We start from the raw sequence: 22,026 nt of genomic DNA on the forward strand, positions 1-22,026 counted from the left end.
CCGACCCCGGGGCGCTCGACCGGCTCTCCGGGCTCTTTCGCTACTTCGGCGGGACGGAGTCGGTCAGGATCGCCTTGTCCATCAGGGCCGGACCGACCTCGGCGGTCAGCGGGTAGGCGGGGTCGGTCGCGGTCATCTCGGTGGCGATCCAGCCCAGCACGTGACCGCGCCGGGTGAGCACCACCGAACCCTGTCGGCCGTCGCCCGACCAGGACCACACCTCGGTGTCGGGCCCGCCGCCCGGCACCCGGGTCAGGCACCCGGCCGCGACGGTCTGCCACGAGGCGTAGATCCGCCGGGCCTCGGCGTCGATCGCCTGCTGCGTCAGCCCTGTGGCATAGGTGCTGGTGACGAAGGTCTTCACATGGCTGCCGGCCGCGGTACCGCGTTGGTCCAGTACGCCTCCCCCGGATGCCTCCAGAGGCGTCGCCGCGCACGGCCCGAACAGCTCGACCGGAAATGAGGGGTACGGCGGCGCATGCACCCCGTCGCCCTCCACGGTCCAGTCCACGCCCCGCACGGTGGGCAGGTAGGACCGGTCGCGCAGGCCGATGCGTTCGATCCCGTCGGGTGGCGGCGTCGGGGTGAGGTGATTCCCGGGGCTGCTCGCAGCCGGTTCGCTGCGTACCGCGGTGTCGTCGTGTGGCCGGATCGCCCAGAACGCGCCCGCGACCACACACGCGGTCAGCGCGCCCGCCCCCGCGACGCGGATCCGGGTCCGGCGACGCGCACCCCGGGCCCGGACCCGCTCCGGGGCGGCCGGGCCGGCCGCGGCTTCGCCTCGTTCGGCCAGCTCGCGCAATCGATCGATCAGAACGTCATCGTGCGGATCATTCATGCCCTTGCCGTCTCTTTCCTCGTCGATTCCGCGGGAGTCGTCTCGCCCAGATGGCGGTGCAGGTCTTCGCGCGCGCGGCTCAGCCGGGTGCGCAACGCGGCCTCACTGATCCCGAGTTCGGCCGCCGCCTCGGCGCCGGTGAGATCGCACAGATGAAACAGCACGATCGCCTCGCGCCGACCGGTGGACAGTTTGCGCAGCGCCGCGACCAGCGCCACGTGGTCCGAGGAGACGGCCGGCGCGGGCGTCGGTCCGCCGTGTCGGAAGTGCGCCCGCATCCGATTGCGCGCCCGTCGCCAATTCCCCACCGCGATCCGACGGGCGACCACGCGGACCCATCCGGTGGGATCCCCGGCGGCGGTGAGTGTGGCCCAGCGTCCCCAGGCCCGCGAGTACGCCTCCTGTACGGCGTCCTCGCTGTCCGCGAGATTGCCGGTCAGCGCGTAGATCACACCGATCATGCGCTGCGAGGTGGCCAGGTAGAACGCGTCGAACTCGGCTTGTCGCGTGGCCTTCGCCGCGTCGTTCGTGGTCGACATGCCCCGGGGTACCTCCGTTCTCGTCGCGTCGCGTGCTTCGTCCGTTCGGTACATGCACGCCCGGCCGGGGCCGGCTGTTACAGGCGCGACCGGGATTTCTCGCGAGGGGGCGGCGTGCTCGGGACAACGGTGAAATTCGGGTGATCGTATTGTTCGGGGGGTGATGAAGTCGGGCGATCGCCCGGCCCGACGGGGGTGTGGTGTGCGGGGGTTGGCGCAGGACGATCCGGTCGTGATCGGGGGGTACCGCCTGCTGCGGCACCTCGGGTCGGGCGGGATGGGTCGGGTGTACCTGGGGCGGACCGGGCGGGGGAGCCTGGTCGCGGTGAAGGTGGTGCGGCCGGAGTTGGCCGATGACCCGGAGTTCCGGGTGCGGTTCAGGCGCGAGGTGGACGCGGGCCGCCGGGTGGCCGGGCCGTGGACTGCGACCGTGCTGGACGCGGACGCCGAGGCGGCGCGGCCGTGGCTGGTCACCCGGTTCATCGCCGGGCCGTCGCTGCATGAGGCGATTCGGTCGGCCGGGCCGCTGCCCGAGGAGGCGGTGCGGGCACTGGGCGCGGGGCTGGCCGCGGCGCTGGTGAGCGTGCACGACGCCGGGCTCGTGCACCGCGACCTCAAGCCGTCCAACGTACTACTCACCCTCGACGGCCCCCGCGTGATCGACTTCGGCATCGCCCGGGCCGCGGACGCCACCGCGCTGACCACGACGGGCGTATCCGTCGGCTCGCCCGCGTTCATGTCGCCGGAGCAGGCCAACGGCCTCGACGTCGGGCCCGCGGGGGACGTGTTCTCGCTCGGCTCGGTGCTGGTGCACGCGGCCACCGGGGTCGGACCGTTCGGCGAGGGCAACGATCAGGCGCACATGTACCGGGTGATCGGGCACGAGCCGAACCTGTCCCGGGTGCCGTACTCGATGCACCTGGTGATCGAGGCGTGCCTGCAGAAGGATCCCGCCGTGCGGCCGACGGCGGATCAGATCGTGACCGCGCTCGCGCCGGAGGGCGATCCGCGGCGGTTGTTCGTGCCCGGGTGGTTGCCGGGGCCGGTGGTCGAGTCGACCGCCCGGCGGGCCGTGGAGCTGCTGGAGATCGAGACCGAACCGGCGGCGGACGATGCTGCGCCGACCCGGGTGGTCGGCGCCGAACCGACCCGGGTGGCCGGCGCGGAGGAGACCCGGCTCGAGCCGGAGCCGACGGAGGTCGCCGCCGGGGCGGGGCGTGCGGGGAAGCGGCGCGGGATGTGGTGGAAGTACCCGCTGATCCTCCTGCTCGGCGCGGCGCTGACGGTGGGCGGGTTGTACGCGACGGTGGGGTTCGGGAAGAAGAAGGACCGGGACAAGCCGGCCGCGAAATCCGGGCCGACCGGGCCCGCCGCGCCGGGGCCGGCGGAACTGCCGATCGAGTTCGCGCACAAGTGGGAGGGCCTGCTCCCGGCGAGCCTGGATCCGAGCCTGCCGGTGAAGGTCGCGGTCGTGCTGAGCCGGGGCCGGGTGGGTGACCTGGTGGGCCGGATCACCTACGAGGGCACGTTCGGGCGGGTGTTGTGCGAGGCGCCGGCGAGCCTGAAGGAGTACAGCAGGAACCGGATCGTGCTGGGCGGCGGTGTTCGCCCGGACACCTCCGGCTTCTGCGTCCGCAACGACATGCTCCTGTCGATCGTCGCCGACGGCACCATCGAGTTCGACCAGACCGACCTGCACAACCGCAAGTTCGTCGCGACGCTGCGCGGGGTGTGAGCGGGCCGGGTCGTCGACCGGTGTGGCGCCGCCCCGTTTGGCGGCCTGCCCCAGCAGAATGGATTCTGCGGGTGCCCGGACAACGGGTATCTTCTACGAGTCTGTAGATTGAAGGCTCGAAATCTACGCGTATGTACGCGAGGCAGGGGGATCCCCATGGCGCTGTGGGACAAGTTCAAGCAGTCCGCCCAGACGATGCAGGGGCAGCTGGAAGCGAAGAAGAACGAGCTGAAGAGCGGCGGATTCCGGGACGCGAGCATGGCGATCTGTGCCCTGGTCGCCGCGGCCGACGGCTCCATCGACCCGGCCGAGCGGCAGCGGGTGAGCGCACTGATCACGAGCAACGACGTGCTGCGCAACTTCGCCGCGAGCGACCTGGAACAGCGCTTCGAGACCTATCTGGCCAAGCTCACCGCCGACTTCGAGCTGGGCAAGGTGTCCGTGCTCCAGGACATCGCCAAGGTGAAGAAGAAGCCGACGGAGGCGCGTGCGGTGATCCAGATCGGCATCGTGATCGGCGGCGCCGACGGCCACTTCGACAAGACCGAGCAGGCGGTCGTGCGCGACGCGTGCTTCGCCCTCGACCTGGCCCCCGTCGAGTTCGGCCTCTGACCCGAAGCTTGGGCCCTGTTCGGCGGATCTCGGCGGGTCCGCGCTGCCCGGCACCGCACCTCGCCGCACCGGACGACGCGGCCCGATCCACCAAGATCCGCCGGACAGGGCCTGGGCCAACCCTTTCGAGCGATCGATTCCGCCCGACGGCCGATGTTCGTCGGGCGGAATCGTGCCGTTCGGCGGACGTTGGAGACATGACCGACGCCCGCATCCTCCCCGGGCCGCGGCGGGCTCGCTGGTGGGGCCCGCTCGCGGTCGCCGCCGTGTTGGTGCTGCTCACCGGCGGGTGGCCGCTGATCGACTCGTGGATCTCGGGCGACAAGCGGGTCCGGGCGGGCACGGTGTTCCGGGTCGGACCGGACGACGACCACCGCGCGTGGTTCCGGGTCGGCGCCGGCTGGATCCTCGACCGGGCGGCCACCGCCCCCTCGCGATTGTTCGTGTTGCGGCACGGCGACGTGGACCTGTCGGTCGCGTACATCTCGCTGCCCCGGACCGAGAACGCCGACGCGCTGTGGACGGGGCTGCGCGACACGCTCCGGGTCGGCGATCGGCATGCCCGACTCGGCGTGCCGGGACCGCTGGTCGCCCACGCCGGGGCCCGGGGCATGGTCGGCACCGTGGCCCGGGACGGCGACACCGGGCAGGCGGTGATCTATCCCGGCCCCGAGGACGCCTTCGCCATCCGGCTGATCGCGCTCGCGCCGGCGGCGACCGCCGATCCGCAGTGGGCACAGGTGGCGGACGTGTTGCGCTCGTTGACGTTCACCGAGGAGGCCGCGTGAGGGGTGGCGTGGTCCGGCCGGCCGGCGAGCCCTCGGCTCCGGTCGCCGTGGGGGTGGCACTCCTGGGGTGCCTGTTCGGACTCGGCGTCCTCGTGCACGAATGCCGGGACATGGTACGGGTCTTCCCGGCCGCGGCGGCCCTCGCGGGCTTTCTGCTCCTGCTGACCCTCGGCGTCGGTTACCTGCTGCCCCGCCGGATCCGACCGGTCGTCGAGCCGCCGCACGCCGGCTCGATCGTGTGCGTCGTGTGGGGGATGACCGCCGCGGCCGGGTGCGCGATCCTGGCCAACACCGGATTGGGCGACATCTGGGCGAAGACCCGGGGCGTCGACTTCGCGGACACGTGGGGGGCCGCGGTGACCGCGCCGTTCAACGAGGAGACGCTCAAGCTGTGCGGCCTGCTGATACTCGCGCTGATCGGGTCCGGGGTGATCCGCGCGCCGATCGACGGCTGGGTATACGGGGCGCTGGTCGGCCTCGGCTTCCAGGTGGTGGAGAACCTCCTGTACGCGCTGAACACCATCCTGCTCGACGGCGCGACCGACCCGGGCGCCTCGGTGAACGCGTCCTTCGCGGTGCGGGTGGGGATCACCGGGTGGGGTTCGCACTGGGCGATGAGCGCAGTCGCGGGTACCGGGGTCGGCTACCTGGTCGCGCGCGACGGTCGGCCGCTCGCCCGGAGGGTGTCGGTCGCGCTCGGCTGCTGGGTGTTGGCGATGGCGATGCACGGGTTCTTCAACGCGCCGCTGCCGCCCGGGTGGCGAGGGGTGCTTGCCCGGGTCGGGGTCGACTTCGTGGTCGCGATGCTGGTGTACCGGTCGGCGCGGCGGCACTATCTGGCCAGGTTTCGCGAGGTGGCCGCCGAGGAGGCCGCGACCGGGGCGATCCGACCCGTGGAGGCCGAGTTGTTGCCGCGGCGGTACAGCCGTCGGCAGGTGCGGGGCGGCCCGCGGCCGCGGCCGGTCCGGGTGCTGATCGGCGAGATCGAGGAGGCCCAACTGGCCCTTGTGGCGGGGCGGATCCCGCGCGCGGACCCGAGCGAGCCGGTCCGCTCCGAGCGGTTGCGGGAGGAGATCGCGACGCTGCGGGCGCACCTGCGGGCGCGGCCGGTCGCGGGGCCCGGGTGGCCGACGGCGTCGCCGGGTGGGTCTTCGGCCCCGGGTGGGGCGACCGCGCCGGGTGGGGCGTGAACGCGCGGAAGCCCGTCGGGTGTGATCCGACGGGCTTCCGTGTCGCCTGCTCCAGGTAACCGGAGTTACCGAACCGAGAGGGGCCCATCCACTTCTCGTGGATCCTGATTGCGCGGTGCGCGGCCCTACTTCGACCGCTTCTCCGCGTCTATCCGTGCGGGCCCCTCTCGTTCCTTCAAGTAGACCTCTGCCGCGCCGAAGGTGCAAACGGCATGGATCGGAATGAATGGCCCGATCCAGCGGGCGGTCAGCCCGCGGCGATCTTGCGCTTGACCTCGTCCATGTCCAACCCCTGCGCCTGCTTGATCAGATCGACCAGCGCGGCCTCGGGCAGGGCGCCCGGCTGCGAGAAGACCACGACGCCGTCGCGGACGAGCATTACGGTCGGGATCGACTGGATCGAGAACGCCTGCGCGAGATCGGTCTCCGCCTCGGTGTCCACCTTCGCGAAGACGACGTCGGGCGTGGCCTCCGAAACCTTCTCGAAGGTCGGCGCGAACGATCGGCAGGGCCCGCACCAGGCCGCCCAGAAGTCCAGGACGGTCAGGCCGTCGCCGGATACGACCTCTTCGAAGTTCTCCTTGGTCAGTGCGACCGTGGCCATGCGTCCTCCCAAACGTTCGTGCCCCGTGCTGCGTGTACGTGCCTGTCAACAGGCGCGGGGTCGCGGGCATTCCTGGGCTCGTCCCGGGGACCCGACCACTCTCGGGCGCGCGGCATCCACCGGGCGTGTTCCGCCGGTACCTACCCCGGTCGACCGGGGGCACACGCCGGGGCCGGCGGGCCGGACGATTCCGGGTCTTCGTGCTGCATACGCCCCGTGACCCCAGCAGTCACACCGGCACCATAGGCTTGTTCGAACCGGCGCAGACCGCCGGTTCACGTGCAGCCGAGGAGTCCCGCCATGCGCTACACCCGCCGCAGCGTCGTCAATCTCGCCCCGGCCGAACCCGGGTGGGACGTCGAGGTGACCAGGTCCGGTGAAGAGCCCGTCCTGTGCCCCGTCATCGGCTGGGCCATCGTCGTGCAAGACACCAGCGCCGAGGGGCTTACCGAGACCGCGATCGAGCCCGCGTTCGTCTACGACGGCGCGGTGTACACCCCCGCCGAACTGGCGCACTCGATCGGTGAGCTGGACTACCAGATCATCGAACCGGAGGAGTGAGCGGACCGGTCGGGGCGTCCCGGTGGGTGACGTTCGGATCATGTGCTCTCGGAAAGTCGGCTCCCGTCGCGACGGCGACGGGAGCCGACCGCGTTTACCCGGGTCGATCGGGCTCCCCCTCGGCGAAGCGGGACAGGGCGATCGCGCCCGCGACGGCGCATACGAAACCGGTCAGCGCGAGCGGGCCGTAGGGGCCGGGGCGGCTGTGGTCGCCGAGGAAGACGATGCCGACGCCCGCCGGGAGTACGGTCTCGCCGACCACGAGCGCGGCGGCGACCGAGGTGACCGCGCCGCCCTGCAACGCGATCGTGTACAGCAGGAAGGTCAGCGCGGCGCCGATGACCAGCGCGTAGACGGTCGGGGAGGCGAGCAGGTCGGGGAAGGACAGGTCGGTCAGCACCCTGGTGGCCAGCGCGATCAGGCCGAAGCCGAGTCCGGAGAGCAGGCCGAGCAGGCGTGAGCGCCACGGTTCGGCGAGCCGGGCGGCGGCCCATCCGGCCAGGCCGAGCGCCGCGACGCAGGCGAGCAGCGACCAGTGGAAGGCGGCGTGGGTGTGGGCCGGGCCCTCGTGCCCCGCGGAGACGCCGAGCAGCGCCAGGCCCGCGCAGACGGCGGCGACCGCGCCCCACTCCGGGCCGCGCAGCCGGGCGCCCAGGACCGGTACGGCCAGCACCGCGGTGACCGCGAGGTTGGCCGACTGGGCGGCCTCGACGGCGAAGATCGGCAACTCGCGCAGCGCGACGAACTGGCAGGCGTACCCGGCCAGATCGAGGCCGGTGCCGAGCACGAACGGCCACTGGCGCAGGGCCCGGGTCAACACCCGGGGATCGAGTCCGGACGCGCCGGCGGTCCGCCGCGCGCCCAGGGCCTGCAGTACGGTTCCGACGCCGTAGCAGAGGGCGGCGGCGAGCGCCGCGAGCACGGAGAACACCACGGGTCGACGGTATGCGCCGCGCCGGCCGGTGCGGCGCAGGACGAGCCGGGTGAAGGGGTGCGCTTCGGCTCAGCGCAGCTCGGCGACCACCGCGTCGTTCAGGATCGGCCAGACCTCGGCGGCCCAGGGGCCGAACTCGCGGTCGGTCAGGCAGACGCAGGCCGCGTCCAGCTCCGGGTCCACCCACAGGAAGGTGCCGCACGCGCCGAAGTGGCCGTATGTGGCGGGCGAGTTGGTGGTTCCGGTCCAGTGTGGCGACTTGGTGCCGCGGATCTCGAAGCCGAGGCCCCAGTCGTTGGGCCGCCGGGTGCCGTAGCCCGGCAGTACGCCGTCCAGGCCGGGGAAGGCCACGGTGGTGGCCGCGTGTACGGTCTCCGGCGCGAGCAGGCGCGGGGCGAGCAGTTCGGCCGCGAACCGGGTCAGGTCGCGCACGGTGGACACGCCGCCAGCGGCCGGGGAGTCGCCGATCGTGGTCTCGGTCATGCCCAGGGGCGCGAAGACCGCCTGCCGCACGTACTCCCCGAACGGGATGTCGCACGCCTTCTCGATGGTGGCGCCGAGCAGGTTGAAGCCGGTGTTCGAGTAGATGCGCTTGCGGCCGGGGCCGGCGAGCACCCGGTCCTCGTCGAAGGCCAGGCCCGACGTGTGCGCCTGGAGGTGGCGGATCGTGGATCCGGGCGGCCCGGCCGGGTCGTCCGGCTCGATCGCCCCCTCCTCGATCGCGGCGAGCGCGGCGTACGCGGTGAGCAACTTGGTCACCGAGGCGAGCCGGAACGGCTCGTCCACCGGGCCGTGCTCGCTCTTGACCACTCCATCGCGGGTGACCACGGCCGCGGCGGCCTTCCCGACGGGCCAGGTGTCGATCATGCGCAGGCTGTTCACGGGAGTCGAGCCTACGGCGAGGCCCTGCGTACGCCCAACCGAGGGAGGGGGTCGCGCGACGGGGTGGGCGGTTCGGGTGGGTACGGGACCGGGACCGGGCCGTCGGGGCGTGGCGTCAGTCGGTGACCTTGCTCGGCGGGGCGTCGTAGACGAGGTCGAAGTAGTCCGGGTGCTTGCCGATCCACGCCTTGACGAACGGGCACAGCGGCAGCACCTTGTGCTCGCCGGTGCGGACCAGGTCGAGCGCGCCGCGGACGAGGGTGCCGCCCACGCCCTTGCCCTCGAAGCTCGGGTCCACCTCGGTGTGGGTGAACACGATCAGGGTGTCGGTGGTCATGTACTCGGCGAAGCCCGCCAGGGCGCCGTCGACCCGGGCCTCGAAGCGGTGCTGCGCGGGGACGTCCTCGACCTTGATGTCCATGTGATCCCTTCGTCGTGGTGCGTGCCGACGGGGTCGGGCGCACCGGTTGCGTTCGTTGCCCCCATCCTGCCTGGTCTCGATCCGCCGGGCTCGATGGGTGGGGCCGGAGTCGGGGGTGTGGCGAAGATCGTCCGGGTCGGGTTCGGCGTTGACCTCGTGGCCGACCTGGGGGAACATGCGCAGATCTGACGCATCGTCATATCCGCCGAGGAGGCACCACCCATGCTCGACCCCGAACCCCTCGCCGGCCAGGTCGCGATCGTCACCGGAGGCGGCGCGGGCATCGGCGGCGGGGTTTCCCGGCTGCTGGCCCGCGCGGGCGCGCTCGTGGTGCTCAACGACATCGACGCGGACTGGGCCGAGCAGGCGCGTATCGACATCGAGGCGGCCGGCGGGCGGGTGGAGGTGGTCCTGGGCGACATCCGGGAGCCGGCGACGGTGCAGCGGCTGCGCGACGCGGCGCTCGCGGCGGGCGGCGCGGACGTCCTGGTGAACAACGTGGGCGACTACCGGCCCTCGACCACCTTCCTGCGCAGTACGGAGGAGGAGTGGCGGGCGCTGCACGCGATCAACTTCGAACACGTGCTGCGGGTCACGCACGCGGTGTTGCCGTCGATGGTCGAGCGGGGCCGGGGGAGCATCGTGAACGTGTCGACGGTCGAGGCGCTGCGCGGCATCCCGGGGTGTCCGGTCTACTCCGCGTACAACGCCGCGATCATCGCGTTCACCAAGTCGCTCGCGGTCGACGTGGCGCGCAAGGGGGTTCGGGTCAACGCGATCGCCCCGGACATGGCGAACACGCCGCAGACGACATACGAGGCCAAATTGCGCGATCGCGACCCGGCGTTGATCGGTTCGTGGGTCCCGTTGGCGCGATTCGGCGAACCCGATGACTACGCGAAGGTTGTGCTCTTCCTGGCCAGTGCCGCATCGTCGTATGTGACGGGTCATCTGATCCCGGTGGACGGCGGTACCACGGCGGCCAGTGGGTGGTACGGCAGGGCCGACGGTCGTGGTTGGACCAACCTGCCGGACGGCGCGTGAGGGCACCTTCGTAGGGTGTCCCGTTGTCGTGCGGTCGCGGTCCGGTCGGATGGTTCGGGTGTGGTCCGGGTGTGGTCCGCGTCTCGTCCGGTTGTGGCGGGAGTCGGGAACCGGGTGACGGGTCCCGATCGTCGGGATGGCGACAGGACGACGACGGTGCGGCCGAAGGTCGGTCGGGCCGCTCGGATCAGGGCAGTTCGGCTCGAAACGAGTTCGGGACAACGTGAACGACACGGGTACGACCGGCCGATGCGTCACCGGGGGGACGACGGACATGGCACGTACGACGGTGAGGGCCTACCTCAATCTGGCCATCCTGGTCGCCGGGCTCGAACTCCTCGCCATCGGTGTCTGGTTCGTCCTCGAAGGTGTTCGGGTGAACCAGTCCGACAGCATGATGGTGGTGTACATCTGCGCCGCGGCGGGGCTGGCCTCGGTGATCTGGCTGGCGGGATACCGGCCCAGGGCCGACGAGCCGATCGAGTATCGCGACGACCGCGCGCTGCGCGACGCGCAGGCGCGCCTGGACCGGATGGACCCGGCCCGGCTCGCGGAGCACGTGGCCGAACTGTGCGAGCGCGACGGCCTGGCCGAGGTGGAGACGGTGCGGGTGGTCGAGGACGCGTACGCGGTGGACGTCCACGCCAGGCGCGGCGACGGGACACCGGCGGTGCTGCGCTGTCGCAGCGCGGACGGCCCGGGCCCGGTGGCGGGCGGCGTGGTCCAGGACTTCGTCTCCGCCCTCGACGCCGCCGCGGAACGCCCCGGCCCGCTCCTGCTGGCCACCACGGCCGGCTGCTTCTCCGCCAAGGCCGAAGCCCTGGCCGCCGGCGCCGGCATCACCCTCCTCGACCGCTCGGCCCTGGCCCACTGGGAATGCGACAAGGAAACCCCGAAGCCTTTGGCCGCGTAGCCGTTCGAGCCTCGCGCCGAAGTGGGCCCTGTCCGGCTCGGCCGGGCTGAAACGACATCGATTCCTTCGCGTGGACGTATCGTTTCGAGTCCTGGGTGCCGCTGAAGGGAACGCCGCCTGGCCGGAATCGTCATCGACCTCGACGACGAAATGGTTGCCGAGGCCATGCGCACATACGGCACCAAATCGAAAGCCGAGGCCGTGCGCCTCGCCGTGGAGGACGCCGTCAAGCGCCACCTGCGTCAGGAGTTTTTCGACGCCATGGACGCCGGCGAACTCGACTTCGGCGAGGTCGTGGCGAGCACCGGGCCGCGCAACCCGGACGGTTCTCTCAAGCGCCCGGGTGGCCGGACCGCCTGAGGCCGGACCGCCGGCCGATCCTCCACTACGACGAGACTTCGACGTGATCGCCGACCGCACCGGTCGATCCGCGCAGTCGGTCGTCCCACCGGGAGCGCCGACCGTTGAGTATCAGGACCCGTCGGTCGTGGGTTCCGGGCGTCGATCGGATCGGGTCAGGCGCAGCAGCCGCCGCCACAGCAGCCCCCGCCTCCGCCGCCTCCGGTGGGGCGGGGGGCGGAGGCGGCGCCGGTTACCGCGACCGTGGAGAGCAGCTTCGTGGTGTCGGCGTGGCCGGCCGGGCACGTGGCCGGGTCGTTGGAGGCGGCCATCGGGCGGTTGACCTCGAAGGTCACGTCGCAGGCGCGGCAGCGGTAGTCGTAGCGTGGCATGGGGCAAGGTTAGTACCGGGTCAGGCGATGTTCGCCGTGCTCCCAGCGTTTCCCGATCGGACCGGCATCGCACGCTCCACCGCAACCTCACACCCGAACCTGCTCGTCGACGGCGGACTCCTCGTCGAGGAGCGGCACGGACGCCACCGCTACCTGCGGGTGGCCGACCGTTGGGTGATCGAACTGATCGAGAGCCTGGCCGCGTTGGCTCCGTAACAGCCGGCCCGACCACGATCGTTGTCCGCTTCGAGCCGCCGGCAGGCCCTCGCGCGTGCCCGGCCGTGCTACGACCACCTGGCCGGATCCGTCGCCTTGGCCGTCACCGGCGCGATGATCGGGCGAGGGCTGTTGGCATGGGAGCCCGAGCCGGGGCTGACCGACGCCGGCGCCGCCCGGCTCGCCGAACTCGGGATCACCGTCCCGCCGCCCGGCTCGCGCCGACCGGCGGTGCGGGCGTGCCTGGACCGGACCGAGCGCCGCCCCCACCTGGGCGGAGCCGTGGGCGCCGCGCTGTGCGCCCACGCACTCGCCGTCGGCTGGGTCACCCGCATCGGCACGACCCGCGCGCTTGCCGTGACCCCGGCAGGCCGCCAAGCGCTCGACGACCACTTGGACGTGCAGGCGGTCACCCCCTGACCAACCCCGGACGGGTCAGCCCTTCGGCCCGGTGCTCTGGATCACCTCGAAGGACCACAGAGCCGAATCGGTCGAAGCCGGCTTGGGCCGCTCGGCGCCGTCGCCACCACCATGCGCGGCCCGCATGGTCCCGGCCATCCACGCCTGAAAGTCCTCCTCGCTGCGCCAGCGGGTGTACACGAGGTACTTGTCGGTCCCCTCGACCGGCCGCAACAACTCGAACCACTCGAACCCGTCCTGCGAGTCCACCATCCCGGCACGCGACGCAAACCGCTGCTCCAGGGTCTCCCGCATCTCGGCGGGCACAGTCAACGCATTGATCTTCACCACAGACATACCCCCAGTCTGCCCGACCCCCAGGCCCGGCCCGACGCCCTCCCGGTCCGGCCTCACCGAGGATCCACCGGTCCCGGACCCGATCGATCGGGCGGCTCGCTCTGCGGGTGATCCGACGGCCTGTGGTCGATCAAGCGGCCGACGGTGACAAGGCCAAGGAGGAAGCCGACAAGCGCATGGAGCGGTGGATCGGTGCCGGGGCCGACGGGATCTCGGCGGGTGGCACATTCGCCGCTGCTGCGAAGCTCGTCCGGAATCCGGAACTTGCCCCGGTCATCGCCCTCGCCACGGTCGGTCTGAACGGGATCGTCGGGGAGTTCTTTCAGGCGAACCCGGCAGATGCGAGCGATCGCGCCAGGGAAGAGGTGCACGATGTGTTTGTCCGAGGGAGCTCAGGATGTTCGGATCACCGAGGAGAGCCTCGGCCGTGATCGGTTCATGACTCCCGGGTGGGCCGGCAATCGTGAGCGCATCGCCTCGACGATGGTGTGCTTGACCAACTCCGTTCGGCGTCGGGCTGCGGGTCGCCGGAGTTGCCTGCGCCGGTCGGGCGCGCTGAGGTCGCACCGCGCCCCCTGTCGGCGGGTGCGACGTTGTGTGGGGTGCCGCTCGTCGGGGTGGATCTCGGTGCGCATCCGACCTGGGTGGAGACCTGGTCGGGGCGGGATCCGCTGTGGGAGGACTGTGTCGTTTCGGATCGGGACGGGCGGGACGACATGCCCGTGCTCCGGTTGGAGGTGCGCCGTGGTGCGTTCGCCGATCTGGAGGATCGACTGGGGCGGGGGTCACAGGCTCCGGGGAAGATTGTTGCCACTTCTGCGGGCAAAGGGTCGGGCGTGGGTTACGCGGCGACGTGTACGACGAGGACGGTCGACTACGTGCCGACCGTTCGTGGCGGGGTCGAACTACCGCCTTCGGAAAACTTGTTGCGGGCGGTGTTGGCCGGCAACGCGGCGCGTGACGGTTGTGCGCCCGTGGGTTGAGGGTCGCCGGCGGCGGGAGGCTCCGACCGCGGGACGGCCCCCGGCGCGGGGTGGGCAGCGCTCGGGGGCCGTCGTTCGGGGGTGGGTGGTCAGGGGCGGAGGGGGCCTTCGCAGGTGTAGGTGGAGGTGGCTGCTTGGGCGTTGGGCCAGGGGGTCGGTTCGGTGAAGTGGCAGTTCATGTCGGCCAGGTTGTTCAGGGCGGCTGCCGCCCGGGTCAGGATGAAGTAGTCGATCGTGGCGGCCATGGCGGTGTGCATCTCGCCGGGGGCGGTGGAGGCGATGTTGGCGGTGATTGCGCCCTTGCAGGTGAAGCGGGGGTGGGCGTCGTGGAAGGCGTCGCACGAGGTCGGGTTGTTGGATGTGGACCGGTGGAAGACCTGGCGGATGTATTCCGGGCCCGTTGCGGCGAGTTGGGCCGTGGGGGTGTACTTCGCCACCGGGACGGTCAAGGTGTCGACGCCGGCTGTCTGTTGGTCCAGGTAGGTGTCGAACTCGGCCTGGTAGGTCGGGGCGCTCATGCGGTCGAGGAAGGCGTCGAAGCCCGCCACGTCGTTGGTGCGCAAGTGGGTGTACATCTCGGTGAGTTGATCCGGGTGGTCGCGTCCGAGCATGGAGAAGAACGAGCCGGCGTAGGCGTAGTAGCGGAAGAAGTAGCCGGCGTCGTCGTACTTGAAGTGCAGCGTGTCGCGGACCGACGGGCGGCTGCCGTATTGCTGCACGTCGGAGATGATCTTCGTGACCAGTGACTTGCGCAGCTTCACGCCCTGGTTACGGGTCGAACCCGCCATGTATTCGGCCATTCCCTCGTCGAACGCGGTGGTTCGGTTGTCCGCGTACCACGGGCCCTGGCCGAACGAACCCGGCACCGCGTAGCGGCCGTTGAGGTAGTGCGTGTATTCGTGCCGGAACAGCTCCTCCAACTGGAGCTTGGAGTCCCTCGGCACGACCCGCTGGTAGGTGTAGAAGGTGGCGCCGTCCTCGATGTACAGGCCGCCGTTGTTGGTGGCGTAGCCGTACAGGAACGGCTGGTAGGTGTGGTAGTCGGCCATGCTCGCGTAGAGCCGGACGGTCAGCTTGTGGTTCGGGTCGCCGGCCAGCGGTTGGTCGGTGCCGAGGGTGCGGAAGAACTGCTCCTTGACCTGCTTGGAGGCGTAGTAGAGCTGCTCGACCGTGGTCCGGTCGAGTGAGGTGTGCACCTCGATGTCGCCCATGTCGTAGGTGTACGTGTTCGGGAAGACCTGCGCCTCGATGTCGGCCCGACACACCCCCGCCGCGTGGCAACCGCCGTACGTCTCCAGCCAGTGCGCGACCTCGCTCCACGGCACCGAGAAGCGGCCGTACCAGCCCTCGGTGTCGGCGAGCAGGGTGCCCAGGCCCGTCACGGTCTCCGCCGTGAGGCTCGGGATACGGCCGAGCCGGCCGTACTCGAACACGGCGTTGCGCAGCAGCCCGGCACTGGTCGGCACGTTCAGGTGTCGGTAGCCGACGAACGCCTTCAGCCCGGCGCGGTAGCCCGGGTCGGCCGCGACGGCGGCCTGGTAGCCCGCGTCGCCGTTGGCGATGCCGTGGTACGCGAAGTTCTGCGCGGCCAGCGCCGCTTCCCTGCGGGTGGGGCTCTGCCACGCGTCGGTGCTGCCGTCCATGTCGCGTAGGACCCGGGCGGCCAGCGGCAGTTGGTGTTCGCGGACGCCGTCGACGTCGATGCTGATCAGGATCTCGCGCAGCAGCGCGCCCGAGGTGGGCGTGACGTCGAACGCGTGCGTCGCGGTGCGGAAGGCGTCGGCCGCCGAGCTGATCGCGGCCACCGTCGCGGGGCCGCGCAGGTCGATCGCGGGGTTGTCCCAGTCGAGGTAGAGCGCGGCGTGCGTGAAGTACCACAGTTCGTACAGGTGCGAGGCGTTGCCGCCGTCGTAGGCCGGGGCGAGCGCGGTGATCCGGGCCAGTACCGCCTGGAGGTGAGCCGGCGTCAACACCCGGCCCAGCTCCGGGGTGTAGGTCCACAGGAAGCCGCGCAGACAGTCGGGCCCGACGTCGGCGCGGGTCAGGAAGTCGGCCAGCGCCTGCGGGGACAACGCGGCGAACTCGGCGAGCGTACAGCCGGGCACCGGCGCGGCATCGGTCCGAAGCCGCGGTCCGAGCGGGAGGTCGGTCGCCGGACCCCGGCCGGTGGGCGTGCCGTTGCCGCCGTCGAGCGGACCCGGGCCCCGGTCGGGGCCGAGGGCGAGCGGCGAACCGACCCGGTCGACCTCGTCGCCCGGGTCGGCCGCCGCCTGCGTGTTCACGTGCCCGACCCGGGAGTTCGTGTTCGGGGAGGTGCCGGCCGAGGCCGTCGGCGTGATTGCGATCGGCAACACACCGACGACCAGCGCCAAGAGGGGAACGCTTGTGGCAAACCACGTTCTACGGCGTGCGTGAGTGCTCATGTACGGCCCTTCGGGCGCAGGTGGGCCACGATCGGCGGCCCACATCGAGAACACGACGTCGAGTACAATGGCACATGTCACAGGTGACATCTAGATATAGCATCCGGTGATTGTGGCCAACTTGCCTTCTGGTGGCGCGAGTTGCCGGTGGGCTCCACGAAGTCCCGTGCATGCCGCTGCCCGGCACCGATGACAACGCGGCTTTTCTTCCCGGATCCGGTGACCATCGGCGGCCGAGCGACTACCGTCGGCCGCAGGCGGCCCGGCCCGCTTTCCGAGACCGGTGGGGTCGCCGACGGTCCGTCATGCCCACTGCACGGCAAGGGAAGCGGAGGCTCGCGTGGTCTACAGTCAGCCCGGCCAACCGGACAGCATCGTCACGTTCGAACCGCGATACGACAACTACATCGGCGGCAAATGGGTGCCGCCCGTGCAGGGTCGGTACATGGACGACATCACCCCCGTGACCGGTCAGCCGTTCTGCGAGGTGGCCCGCTCCACCGCCGAGGACGTCGAACTGGCCCTGGACGCCGCACATGCCGCGGCCGACGCCTGGGGTCGGACCAGCGTCACCGAACGCTCGCTGCTCCTGCTCAAGATCGCCGACCGCATCGAGCAGAACCTCGAACGCCTCGCGGTCACCGAGACGTGGGAGAACGGCAAGCCGGTCCGCGAGACGCTGGCCGCGGATCTCCCGCTGGCCGTCGACCACTTCCGTTACTTCGCAGGTGTGATCCGGGCCCAGGAGGGGTCCATCTCGCAGATCGACGAGGACACCGTCGCGTACCACTTCCACGAACCGCTCGGCGTGGTCGCGCAGATCATTCCGTGGAACTTTCCCATTTTGATGGCCACGTGGAAGCTCGCCCCCGCGCTGGCGGCGGGCAACTGCGTCGTGCTCAAGCCGGCCGAGCAGACGCCGGTGAGCATCCTGGTCCTGATCGAGCTGATCGCCGACCTGCTGCCGCCCGGCGTGGTCAACGTGATCAACGGCTTCGGCTTCGAGGCGGGAAAGCCGCTGGCGAGCAGCAGCCGGGTGGCCAAGGTCGCGTTCACCGGCGAGACCACCACCGGGCGACTGATCCTGCAGTACGCCTCGCAGAACATCATCCCCGTGACGGTCGAACTCGGCGGCAAGAGTCCGAACATCTTCTTCGCCGACGTGGCGGACGAGGACGACGACTTCTTCGACAAGGCCGTCGAGGGCTTCGTGATGTTCGCGCTGAACCAGGGCGAGGTCTGTACGTGTCCGTCCCGGGCGCTGATCCACGAGTCGATCTACGACCGGTTCATGGAACGGGCGTTGGCGCGCACCCGGGCGATCGTCCAGGGCAATCCGCTCGATCCGGCGACGATGGTCGGTGCGCAGGCTTCCAACGATCAGTTGGAGAAGATCCTGTCGTATCTGGATATCGGTCGGCAGGAGGGCGCCGAGGTTTTGATCGGTGGTGCGCGCACGACGGTCGAGGGCTTCGAGGACGGGTACTACGTCGAGCCGACGATCTTCAAGGGCACCAACGACATGCGGATCTTCCAGGAGGAGATCTTCGGTCCGGTGGTGTCGGTGACCACGTTCCGGGACGACGCCGAGGCGTTGCGGATCGCCAACGACACGCTGTACGGCCTGGGCGCGGGGGTGTGGACGCGGGATGCGACGCGGGCCTATCGGTTCGGGCGGGAGATCAAGGCCGGGCGGGTGTGGACCAACTGCTATCACGCCTATCCGGCGCATGCGGCATTTGGTGGGTACAAGGCCTCGGGGCTGGGGCGGGAGACGCATCGGATGATGCTGGGGCACTACCAGAACACCAAGAATCTGCTGGTGAGTTACTCGGCGAAGAAGCTCGGGTTCTTCTGAGTCGCGACGGCGGTCGTGGCGGTCGTGGCGGTCGCGGCGGAGGAGGTGCGCTGATGTCGGACGCGGAGGGCGGGGCGGTCGAGCGGGTTGCGATCACGCGGGGCGCGGCCGAGTTGGTGGGGGAACTGGCGGCGGAGCATGGGCCGTTGTTGTTTCACCAGTCCGGTGGGTGTTGTGACGGGTCTTCGCCGATGTGTTACCCGCGGGGGGAGTTCCTGGTCGGTGATGCGGACGTGTTGCTCGGATGGGTCGCCGGTCAGCCGTTCTACATGTCGGCGGCGCAGTTTGAATATTGGCGGCACACCCATCTGACCGTGGACGTGGTTCGCGGGCGCGGCGGCGGGTTCTCGGTCGAGGCGCCCACGGGGTGGCGGTTCCTGATTCGGTCTCGGGTCTTCAGTGACGAGGAGGCGCGGGCCGCGGAAGCGGAGGTGGTGTTGCCGGGCCTTCGGCATTGAGGGGTGTTGTCGCCGAGGCGGCCTCGAACGCGCGGGTCGGGTGGGCTGGGTTGCCTGGCCTTCGGCCGAGGCGGCCTCAAGTGCGCGGGCTGGGTGGGCTGGGTTGCCTGGCCTTCGGCCGAGGCGGCCTCAAGTGCCGGTTGGGCTGTTTGGCCTCAAGCGCCGGCCGGGCTGGATTGCCCGTCCCCGGCGTGGGCTCATGCGCAGGTTGGGCTGGGTTGCCTGGCCTTCGGCCGAGGCGGCCTCAAGCTCCGGCCGGGCTACTTGGCCTCAAACGCCGGCCGGGCTGAGTGGCTTGGTCGGGTTGCTTGGGCCCGACCGCTTGAGTGCCCCTGGCCGGGCGGCTTGGCTCCCGGTTGGGTCGAAGTGGCCCTGGCCGGGCGGAGGGGCCACTCGGTTGGGTTGAGTGGCCTGGTCGGGCTGGTTGGGCCCGGCTGGGTTGAGTGGCCCCGGCCGGGCTGAGGGGTGCCCGATTCGGCTGAGTGGCCCGGTTGGGTGCTTGGGGTTCCAGCTGGGTTGAGTGGCGCCCGGTTGGGTTGAGTGGCCGGGTCGGGCCGTTTGGGTCCCAGCTGGCTTGAGTGGTTCTGGCCGGATTGCTTGCGTTCCAGTTGGGTTGAGTGGCGCGGTTGGGTGCTTGGGGTCCCGGCCGGGCTGAGTGGTCCTGGCTGGGCGGAGGGGCGTCGGTTGGGTTGAGTGGCCGGGTCGGGCTGCTTGGTTCTTTACTGGCTTGAGTGGTCCTGGCCGGGCTGCTGGGTTCCAGCTGGGTTGAGTGGTCCTGGCTGGGTGGAGGGGTGCCCGGTTGGGGCCCGCTGGGCTGGGTGGCTCGGGTGGGTTGCTTGGGTCCTGGGTGGCGCTTCGGTCGGGGTGGGTGGTGGCCCGGCCGGAGGGAGTCGGTGTTGGCGTGCTGGTGGGTGGGGTGGGGCTTGGTCAGGGTTCTCGGCGGGTTCGGCGCATGCCGATGATTAGTGTGGCGGCCAGGAGGACTGCGATTACTGCGGCGAGGGTGTCGCGGAGGGTGTGGTCTTCCGGGCCGTCGATCAGGTTGCTCTGGTTGGCCATGTCGGCGGTGGGGGTGGGGGCCGGGCCGGTGTCTCGGAGGAGGCTTGGCAGGTCCAGGCCGCCGAACGTGGTTACCGTGCGGCCCGTGGAGACGGCCGCCAGGATCAGGGAGGCCAGGCGGACCGGGTCGTTGCCGGCCATCGTCTTGGCGCCCGCCGCGAGCCAGTCGGCCGCCGCGCCCGCCTCTGCGGGGTGGCCCGTCGCGGCCAGGGCCTGAACGGCCGTCGTGGTGGCCGCGAAGTCGGTGGGGCCGCCGAGGTGGTTGCCGCCGGCCTTGAGCTTGGCGGCCAGCCACGCGGCGCCGGCCTGCGCGGCGGCCTGCCGGTTCGGTGCGGCCCCGGGGCAGGTCAGCGGCGTGATCGCGAACGACGGGGCGGCCACGGCCGGCTGGGTGCCGTAGCCCAGGGCCAGCACGGCGCGCGCGGTCACCAGCGGGTCGACCGGGGCACCCGGCGCACCGGCGAACGCCCCCCGGTCCGCGGCAGGCGCGTCGCACCGCAGCTGGGCCGCCCCGAGCGCGTCCGTCGGGGTGCGCCCCTGCGGCGTACGGAACAGTTCCGGCGACGTGCCGGCCGTGACGATCGCGCTGGTCGCGGCGGCCGTCGCGGTCACGTCACCGACCGCGTTCGGCCCGGGCACACTCGCGAACGAGCCGTCGGCGAGCTGCTTCGACCGCAGCCAGTCCACCCCTCGCGCCACCCGAGTGTCGTACGTCCGCAGCGCCCGCAACGCCTCGATCGCGGTCGCGGTCGCCACGGTGTCCTCCCGCGCGCCATCGCACGGCGCGCCCGGATCGGCCCGATACGCGGTGAACCCGCCGTCGGCGCACTGCTGCCCGAGCAGCCACTCGACCGCGGTCGGCGCCGGCTGCGTGTCGGTCGAGGCCAGCGCCATGATCGCCAACGACTGCCGGTACACGCCGTCCGTGCTCGGATCGGTCTTCCCGTACAGCGCGGTCGGCACCGGCGTCGGCGTGTCGGCCGACGCCACGCCCCCCGTCCAAGCCGAGCACAACAGCGCCGTCGTGAGCACGGAGGCCGCCGCGGCGCGCCTGCGGCGTCGGGGGGAGGGCATGCATGGCCTTTCGTGAACGCCGATCGGAGCGAAGCGGATCCGATCGGATCGGATCGCGGTTCGGACCGCGGCACCGACCGCGGACCGGACCCGCCGACAGGCCCTTCGACAGGCCCGCCGCAAGTCCCGGCCAACCCTACCCGGGCGCCCCCTCGACCCCGGGAGTCACAGGGCCGTATACCGCACCGGGTCGCCCTGCGCCTCTGCCGCGGCGCGGCCCCGCTTGACCAGGTGGCGCAGGTGCGCGGCGGCCTCACTGAGCGCCAACTGCCGGTTCTGCGCGCCCAATCGCGCCCACGGGCGGTTCCAGTCCATGCCCTCGGCGATCTGCCACAGGGTCAGCGAGCGCTCGCGCAGCCGCGCGTGCAGCGCCGCGAGCCGTACCTCGTGCAACCGGGCCACCTCGGCCGCCCGGCCCGCTGCGTCGGTGAAGACGTGCTCGTGGGCGGGCAGTACGCCGGTGATCGGCAGCCGCGCGACACGTGTCAGCGAGGCGAGGAAGTCGCCGAGCGGATCGGCCTCCTCGGCGTCGTCGTAGAGCCCGATGTGCGGGGTGATCGACGGCAGCAGGTGATCGCCCGAGAGCAGCCGCCCGTCGCCGTCCTCCAGGTGCAGGCAGACATGGCCGGGAGTGTGGCCGGGCGTCCACACGGTACGCACCGCCCGACCCGGCGCGGGCGCGAGTTCGCCGTGTACCAACTCCCGGTCGGGCACCGCGTAGCGCAGGCGCGGCCGGGCGCCGTCGTTCGCGCTCCGGGTCCGCAGCGCGGTCAGCGCGTCGATGGCCTCCTGCGGCGCGCCCGCGAGGGTCAGCACCTCCAGGTGGTGTCGCAACCAGGCCGCGCGCGGGGCGGCGTTGATCTGCTCGACCTGTTGTGCGTCGGCCGCGTGCAGCGCGATCCACGCGCCGGAGACCTCACGCACCTTTTCCGACAACCCGTGGTGGTCCGGGTGGGCGTGGGTGACCAGGACGCCGTGCACGTCCTCGATCGAGGTGCCGACCTCGACCAGGCCGTCGACGAGGGCGCGGTAGGAGACCGGGTCGTCCCAGCCCGCGTCGACCAGGACCGGCCCGGCGTCGGTTTCGAGCACGTAGACGAGCGTGCAGCCGAGCGGATTGTTCGGGATCGGAACCGGAACGGTCCACACACCGTTGCCCAGATCGGCGACGGTGGGCGCATCGGCCCGGGCAGCCGACTCGACGGTGGGCACATCGGCGCCGGCGGCGGGCGACAAGGCTCCCACCGCCGACCCGTCGGCATCGGCATCCGGCACGGGAGGAATGGGGCGATCGGACGCGGTGGTCATGGGCGGCCTCCTTCTCGACGGTTCTCGAAGCGGCGCCCAACGGCCGCCGGATGCATATCCGGCTCCGATGATCACCATAGAACACGTTCTCTCATACAC

The 22,026-nt window shown here is 71.2% G+C and carries 24 protein-coding genes; 13 read left to right on the top strand and 11 right to left on the bottom strand.

The genetic code is table 11. The annotated features are described in order from the left end of the window. Nucleotides 1-40 precede the first annotated feature (40 nt). Both ACFXKZ_RS03060 and ACFXKZ_RS03065 read right to left on the bottom strand, forming a co-directional pair. Nucleotides 41-838 carry a hypothetical protein gene (locus ACFXKZ_RS03060; RefSeq protein WP_379995754.1) on the bottom strand — a complete coding sequence of 266 codons (798 nt, stop codon included), beginning with the start codon at nucleotides 836-838 and terminating at the stop codon, nucleotides 41-43. Beyond that, nucleotides 835-1,377, bottom strand: a complete 543-nt coding sequence (locus ACFXKZ_RS03065) for an RNA polymerase sigma factor (RefSeq protein ID WP_379995756.1) — start codon at nucleotides 1,375-1,377, stop codon at nucleotides 835-837. Before ACFXKZ_RS03065 ends, ACFXKZ_RS03060 begins: the two co-directional genes overlap by 4 nt. 232 nt (nucleotides 1,378-1,609) lie before the next feature. On the opposite strand from ACFXKZ_RS03065, the gene ACFXKZ_RS03070 reads away from it, so the two are divergent. From ACFXKZ_RS03070 to ACFXKZ_RS03085, 4 genes are all read left to right on the top strand, one after another. Continuing rightward, entirely contained in the window at nucleotides 1,610-3,112 is a 1,503-nt protein-coding gene (locus ACFXKZ_RS03070) for a serine/threonine-protein kinase (protein WP_379995758.1), read from the top strand. Between the two features lie 156 nt (nucleotides 3,113-3,268). Then, nucleotides 3,269-3,724, top strand: a complete 456-nt coding sequence (locus ACFXKZ_RS03075; protein WP_379995760.1) for a tellurite resistance TerB family protein — start codon at nucleotides 3,269-3,271, stop codon at nucleotides 3,722-3,724. Between the two features lie 197 nt (nucleotides 3,725-3,921). Further along, nucleotides 3,922-4,512, top strand: coding sequence for a hypothetical protein (locus ACFXKZ_RS03080; protein WP_379995762.1), 591 nt, complete (start codon nucleotides 3,922-3,924; stop codon nucleotides 4,510-4,512). Continuing rightward, nucleotides 4,509-5,702: a PrsW family intramembrane metalloprotease gene (locus tag ACFXKZ_RS03085; RefSeq protein WP_379995765.1), complete on the top strand. Its 1,194-nt coding sequence runs from the start codon at nucleotides 4,509-4,511 to the stop codon at nucleotides 5,700-5,702. Before ACFXKZ_RS03080 ends, ACFXKZ_RS03085 begins: the two co-directional genes overlap by 4 nt. 247 nt (nucleotides 5,703-5,949) lie before the next feature. On the opposite strand, the gene trxA is transcribed toward ACFXKZ_RS03085, so the two are convergent. Beyond that, nucleotides 5,950-6,318 carry a thioredoxin gene (gene trxA, locus ACFXKZ_RS03090; protein WP_268812471.1) on the bottom strand — a complete coding sequence of 123 codons (369 nt, stop codon included), beginning with the start codon at nucleotides 6,316-6,318 and terminating at the stop codon, nucleotides 5,950-5,952. A 288-nt stretch (nucleotides 6,319-6,606) separates the two neighbouring features. Between trxA and ACFXKZ_RS03095 the strand changes: the two genes are divergently transcribed. Then, nucleotides 6,607-6,867, top strand: a complete 261-nt coding sequence (locus ACFXKZ_RS03095; RefSeq protein WP_078975104.1) for a hypothetical protein — start codon at nucleotides 6,607-6,609, stop codon at nucleotides 6,865-6,867. A gap of 94 nt (nucleotides 6,868-6,961) precedes the next feature. On the opposite strand, the gene ACFXKZ_RS03100 is transcribed toward ACFXKZ_RS03095, so the two are convergent. The 3 genes from ACFXKZ_RS03100 to ACFXKZ_RS03110 form a co-directional block, all read right to left on the bottom strand. Beyond that, nucleotides 6,962-7,801 carry a DMT family transporter gene (locus ACFXKZ_RS03100; RefSeq protein ID WP_379995767.1) on the bottom strand — a complete coding sequence of 280 codons (840 nt, stop codon included), beginning with the start codon at nucleotides 7,799-7,801 and terminating at the stop codon, nucleotides 6,962-6,964. 69 nt (nucleotides 7,802-7,870) lie between these two features. After that, a complete protein-coding gene (locus ACFXKZ_RS03105; protein WP_379995769.1) occupies nucleotides 7,871-8,683 on the bottom strand; it encodes a serine hydrolase domain-containing protein in 813 nt (270 codons plus the stop codon). 115 nt (nucleotides 8,684-8,798) lie between these two features. Continuing rightward, a complete protein-coding gene (locus tag ACFXKZ_RS03110) occupies nucleotides 8,799-9,104 on the bottom strand; it encodes a GNAT family N-acetyltransferase (protein ID WP_379995771.1) in 306 nt (101 codons plus the stop codon). 222 nt (nucleotides 9,105-9,326) lie between these two features. Between ACFXKZ_RS03110 and ACFXKZ_RS03115 the strand changes: the two genes are divergently transcribed. From ACFXKZ_RS03115 to ACFXKZ_RS03125, 3 genes are all read left to right on the top strand, one after another. Then, nucleotides 9,327-10,148, top strand: a complete 822-nt coding sequence (locus ACFXKZ_RS03115) for an SDR family NAD(P)-dependent oxidoreductase (RefSeq protein WP_379995773.1) — start codon at nucleotides 9,327-9,329, stop codon at nucleotides 10,146-10,148. Between the two features lie 274 nt (nucleotides 10,149-10,422). Beyond that, on the top strand, nucleotides 10,423-11,061 hold the full coding sequence (locus ACFXKZ_RS03120; protein WP_379995775.1) for a restriction endonuclease: 639 nt from the start codon (nucleotides 10,423-10,425) through the stop codon (nucleotides 11,059-11,061). A gap of 117 nt (nucleotides 11,062-11,178) precedes the next feature. Further along, nucleotides 11,179-11,421: a type II toxin-antitoxin system VapB family antitoxin gene (locus tag ACFXKZ_RS03125; RefSeq protein WP_379997274.1), complete on the top strand. Its 243-nt coding sequence runs from the start codon at nucleotides 11,179-11,181 to the stop codon at nucleotides 11,419-11,421. Between the two features lie 155 nt (nucleotides 11,422-11,576). On the opposite strand, the gene ACFXKZ_RS03130 is transcribed toward ACFXKZ_RS03125, so the two are convergent. Then, entirely contained in the window at nucleotides 11,577-11,792 is a 216-nt protein-coding gene (locus tag ACFXKZ_RS03130) for a zinc ribbon domain-containing protein (RefSeq protein WP_379995777.1), read from the bottom strand. A gap of 36 nt (nucleotides 11,793-11,828) precedes the next feature. Here ACFXKZ_RS03130 and ACFXKZ_RS03135 point away from each other — a divergent pair, with 36 nt between their 5' ends. Together ACFXKZ_RS03135 and ACFXKZ_RS03140 are read left to right on the top strand one after the other, a co-directional pair. Further along, nucleotides 11,829-12,008 (top strand): ArsR/SmtB family transcription factor, encoded by a 180-nt coding sequence (locus ACFXKZ_RS03135; protein ID WP_379995779.1) that lies wholly within the window; start codon nucleotides 11,829-11,831, stop codon nucleotides 12,006-12,008. 21 nt (nucleotides 12,009-12,029) lie between these two features. Further along, nucleotides 12,030-12,428 (top strand): hypothetical protein, encoded by a 399-nt coding sequence (locus tag ACFXKZ_RS03140; RefSeq protein ID WP_379995781.1) that lies wholly within the window; start codon nucleotides 12,030-12,032, stop codon nucleotides 12,426-12,428. A gap of 15 nt (nucleotides 12,429-12,443) precedes the next feature. Here ACFXKZ_RS03140 and ACFXKZ_RS03145 read toward each other — a convergent pair whose 3' ends face one another. Further along, nucleotides 12,444-12,764: an antibiotic biosynthesis monooxygenase family protein gene (locus ACFXKZ_RS03145; protein WP_379995783.1), complete on the bottom strand. Its 321-nt coding sequence runs from the start codon at nucleotides 12,762-12,764 to the stop codon at nucleotides 12,444-12,446. 122 nt (nucleotides 12,765-12,886) lie between these two features. Between ACFXKZ_RS03145 and ACFXKZ_RS03150 the strand changes: the two genes are divergently transcribed. Further along, nucleotides 12,887-13,195 (top strand): hypothetical protein, encoded by a 309-nt coding sequence (locus ACFXKZ_RS03150; RefSeq protein WP_379995785.1) that lies wholly within the window; start codon nucleotides 12,887-12,889, stop codon nucleotides 13,193-13,195. A gap of 641 nt (nucleotides 13,196-13,836) precedes the next feature. Here the strand turns inward: ACFXKZ_RS03150 and ACFXKZ_RS03155 are convergent. Further along, nucleotides 13,837-16,119 (bottom strand): collagenase, encoded by a 2,283-nt coding sequence (locus ACFXKZ_RS03155; protein WP_379995787.1) that lies wholly within the window; start codon nucleotides 16,117-16,119, stop codon nucleotides 13,837-13,839. 391 nt (nucleotides 16,120-16,510) lie between these two features. Here ACFXKZ_RS03155 and adh point away from each other — a divergent pair, with 391 nt between their 5' ends. Further along, nucleotides 16,511-18,028 carry an aldehyde dehydrogenase gene (gene adh, locus ACFXKZ_RS03160; protein WP_379995789.1) on the top strand — a complete coding sequence of 506 codons (1,518 nt, stop codon included), beginning with the start codon at nucleotides 16,511-16,513 and terminating at the stop codon, nucleotides 18,026-18,028. Nucleotides 18,029-18,081: 53 nt separating this feature from the next. Further along, nucleotides 18,082-18,486: a DUF779 domain-containing protein gene (locus ACFXKZ_RS03165; protein WP_379995791.1), complete on the top strand. Its 405-nt coding sequence runs from the start codon at nucleotides 18,082-18,084 to the stop codon at nucleotides 18,484-18,486. 927 nt (nucleotides 18,487-19,413) lie between these two features. Here the strand turns inward: ACFXKZ_RS03165 and ACFXKZ_RS03170 are convergent. Both ACFXKZ_RS03170 and ACFXKZ_RS03175 read right to left on the bottom strand, forming a co-directional pair. Further along, on the bottom strand, nucleotides 19,414-20,619 hold the full coding sequence (locus ACFXKZ_RS03170; RefSeq protein WP_379995793.1) for a prenyltransferase/squalene oxidase repeat-containing protein: 1,206 nt from the start codon (nucleotides 20,617-20,619) through the stop codon (nucleotides 19,414-19,416). Nucleotides 20,620-20,784: 165 nt separating this feature from the next. Further along, the gene (locus ACFXKZ_RS03175) at nucleotides 20,785-21,927 is read right to left on the bottom strand and encodes an MBL fold metallo-hydrolase (RefSeq protein WP_379995795.1); all 1,143 of its coding nucleotides are present in this window, start codon (nucleotides 21,925-21,927) and stop codon (nucleotides 20,785-20,787) included. Nucleotides 21,928-22,026 lie beyond the last annotated feature (99 nt).

Origin of the sequence: Embleya sp. NPDC059237 (assembly GCF_042754105.1) — a bacterium.
Lineage (GTDB): Bacteria > Actinomycetota > Actinomycetes > Streptomycetales > Streptomycetaceae > Embleya.

What these genes read in the sequence shown, in the direction of transcription:
- ACFXKZ_RS03060 (WP_379995754.1), bottom strand. Translation starts at nt 838, where the DNA reads ATGAATGATCCGCACGATGACGTTCTGATCGATCGATTGCGCGAGCTG.
- ACFXKZ_RS03065 (WP_379995756.1), bottom strand. Translation starts at nt 1,377, where the DNA reads ATGTCGACCACGAACGACGCGGCGAAGGCCACGCGACAAGCCGAGTTC.
- ACFXKZ_RS03075 (WP_379995760.1), top strand. Translation starts at nt 3,269, where the DNA reads ATGGCGCTGTGGGACAAGTTCAAGCAGTCCGCCCAGACGATGCAGGGG.
- ACFXKZ_RS03080 (WP_379995762.1), top strand. Translation starts at nt 3,922, where the DNA reads ATGACCGACGCCCGCATCCTCCCCGGGCCGCGGCGGGCTCGCTGGTGG.
- ACFXKZ_RS03095 (WP_078975104.1), top strand. Translation starts at nt 6,607, where the DNA reads ATGCGCTACACCCGCCGCAGCGTCGTCAATCTCGCCCCGGCCGAACCC.
- ACFXKZ_RS03110 (WP_379995771.1), bottom strand. Translation starts at nt 9,104, where the DNA reads ATGGACATCAAGGTCGAGGACGTCCCCGCGCAGCACCGCTTCGAGGCC.
- ACFXKZ_RS03115 (WP_379995773.1), top strand. Translation starts at nt 9,327, where the DNA reads ATGCTCGACCCCGAACCCCTCGCCGGCCAGGTCGCGATCGTCACCGGA.
- ACFXKZ_RS03120 (WP_379995775.1), top strand. Translation starts at nt 10,423, where the DNA reads ATGGCACGTACGACGGTGAGGGCCTACCTCAATCTGGCCATCCTGGTC.
- ACFXKZ_RS03130 (WP_379995777.1), bottom strand. Translation starts at nt 11,792, where the DNA reads ATGCCACGCTACGACTACCGCTGCCGCGCCTGCGACGTGACCTTCGAG.
- ACFXKZ_RS03145 (WP_379995783.1), bottom strand. Translation starts at nt 12,764, where the DNA reads ATGTCTGTGGTGAAGATCAATGCGTTGACTGTGCCCGCCGAGATGCGG.
- ACFXKZ_RS03165 (WP_379995791.1), top strand. Translation starts at nt 18,082, where the DNA reads ATGTCGGACGCGGAGGGCGGGGCGGTCGAGCGGGTTGCGATCACGCGG.
- ACFXKZ_RS03170 (WP_379995793.1), bottom strand. Translation starts at nt 20,619, where the DNA reads ATGCCCTCCCCCCGACGCCGCAGGCGCGCCGCGGCGGCCTCCGTGCTC.
- ACFXKZ_RS03175 (WP_379995795.1), bottom strand. Translation starts at nt 21,927, where the DNA reads ATGACCACCGCGTCCGATCGCCCCATTCCTCCCGTGCCGGATGCCGAT.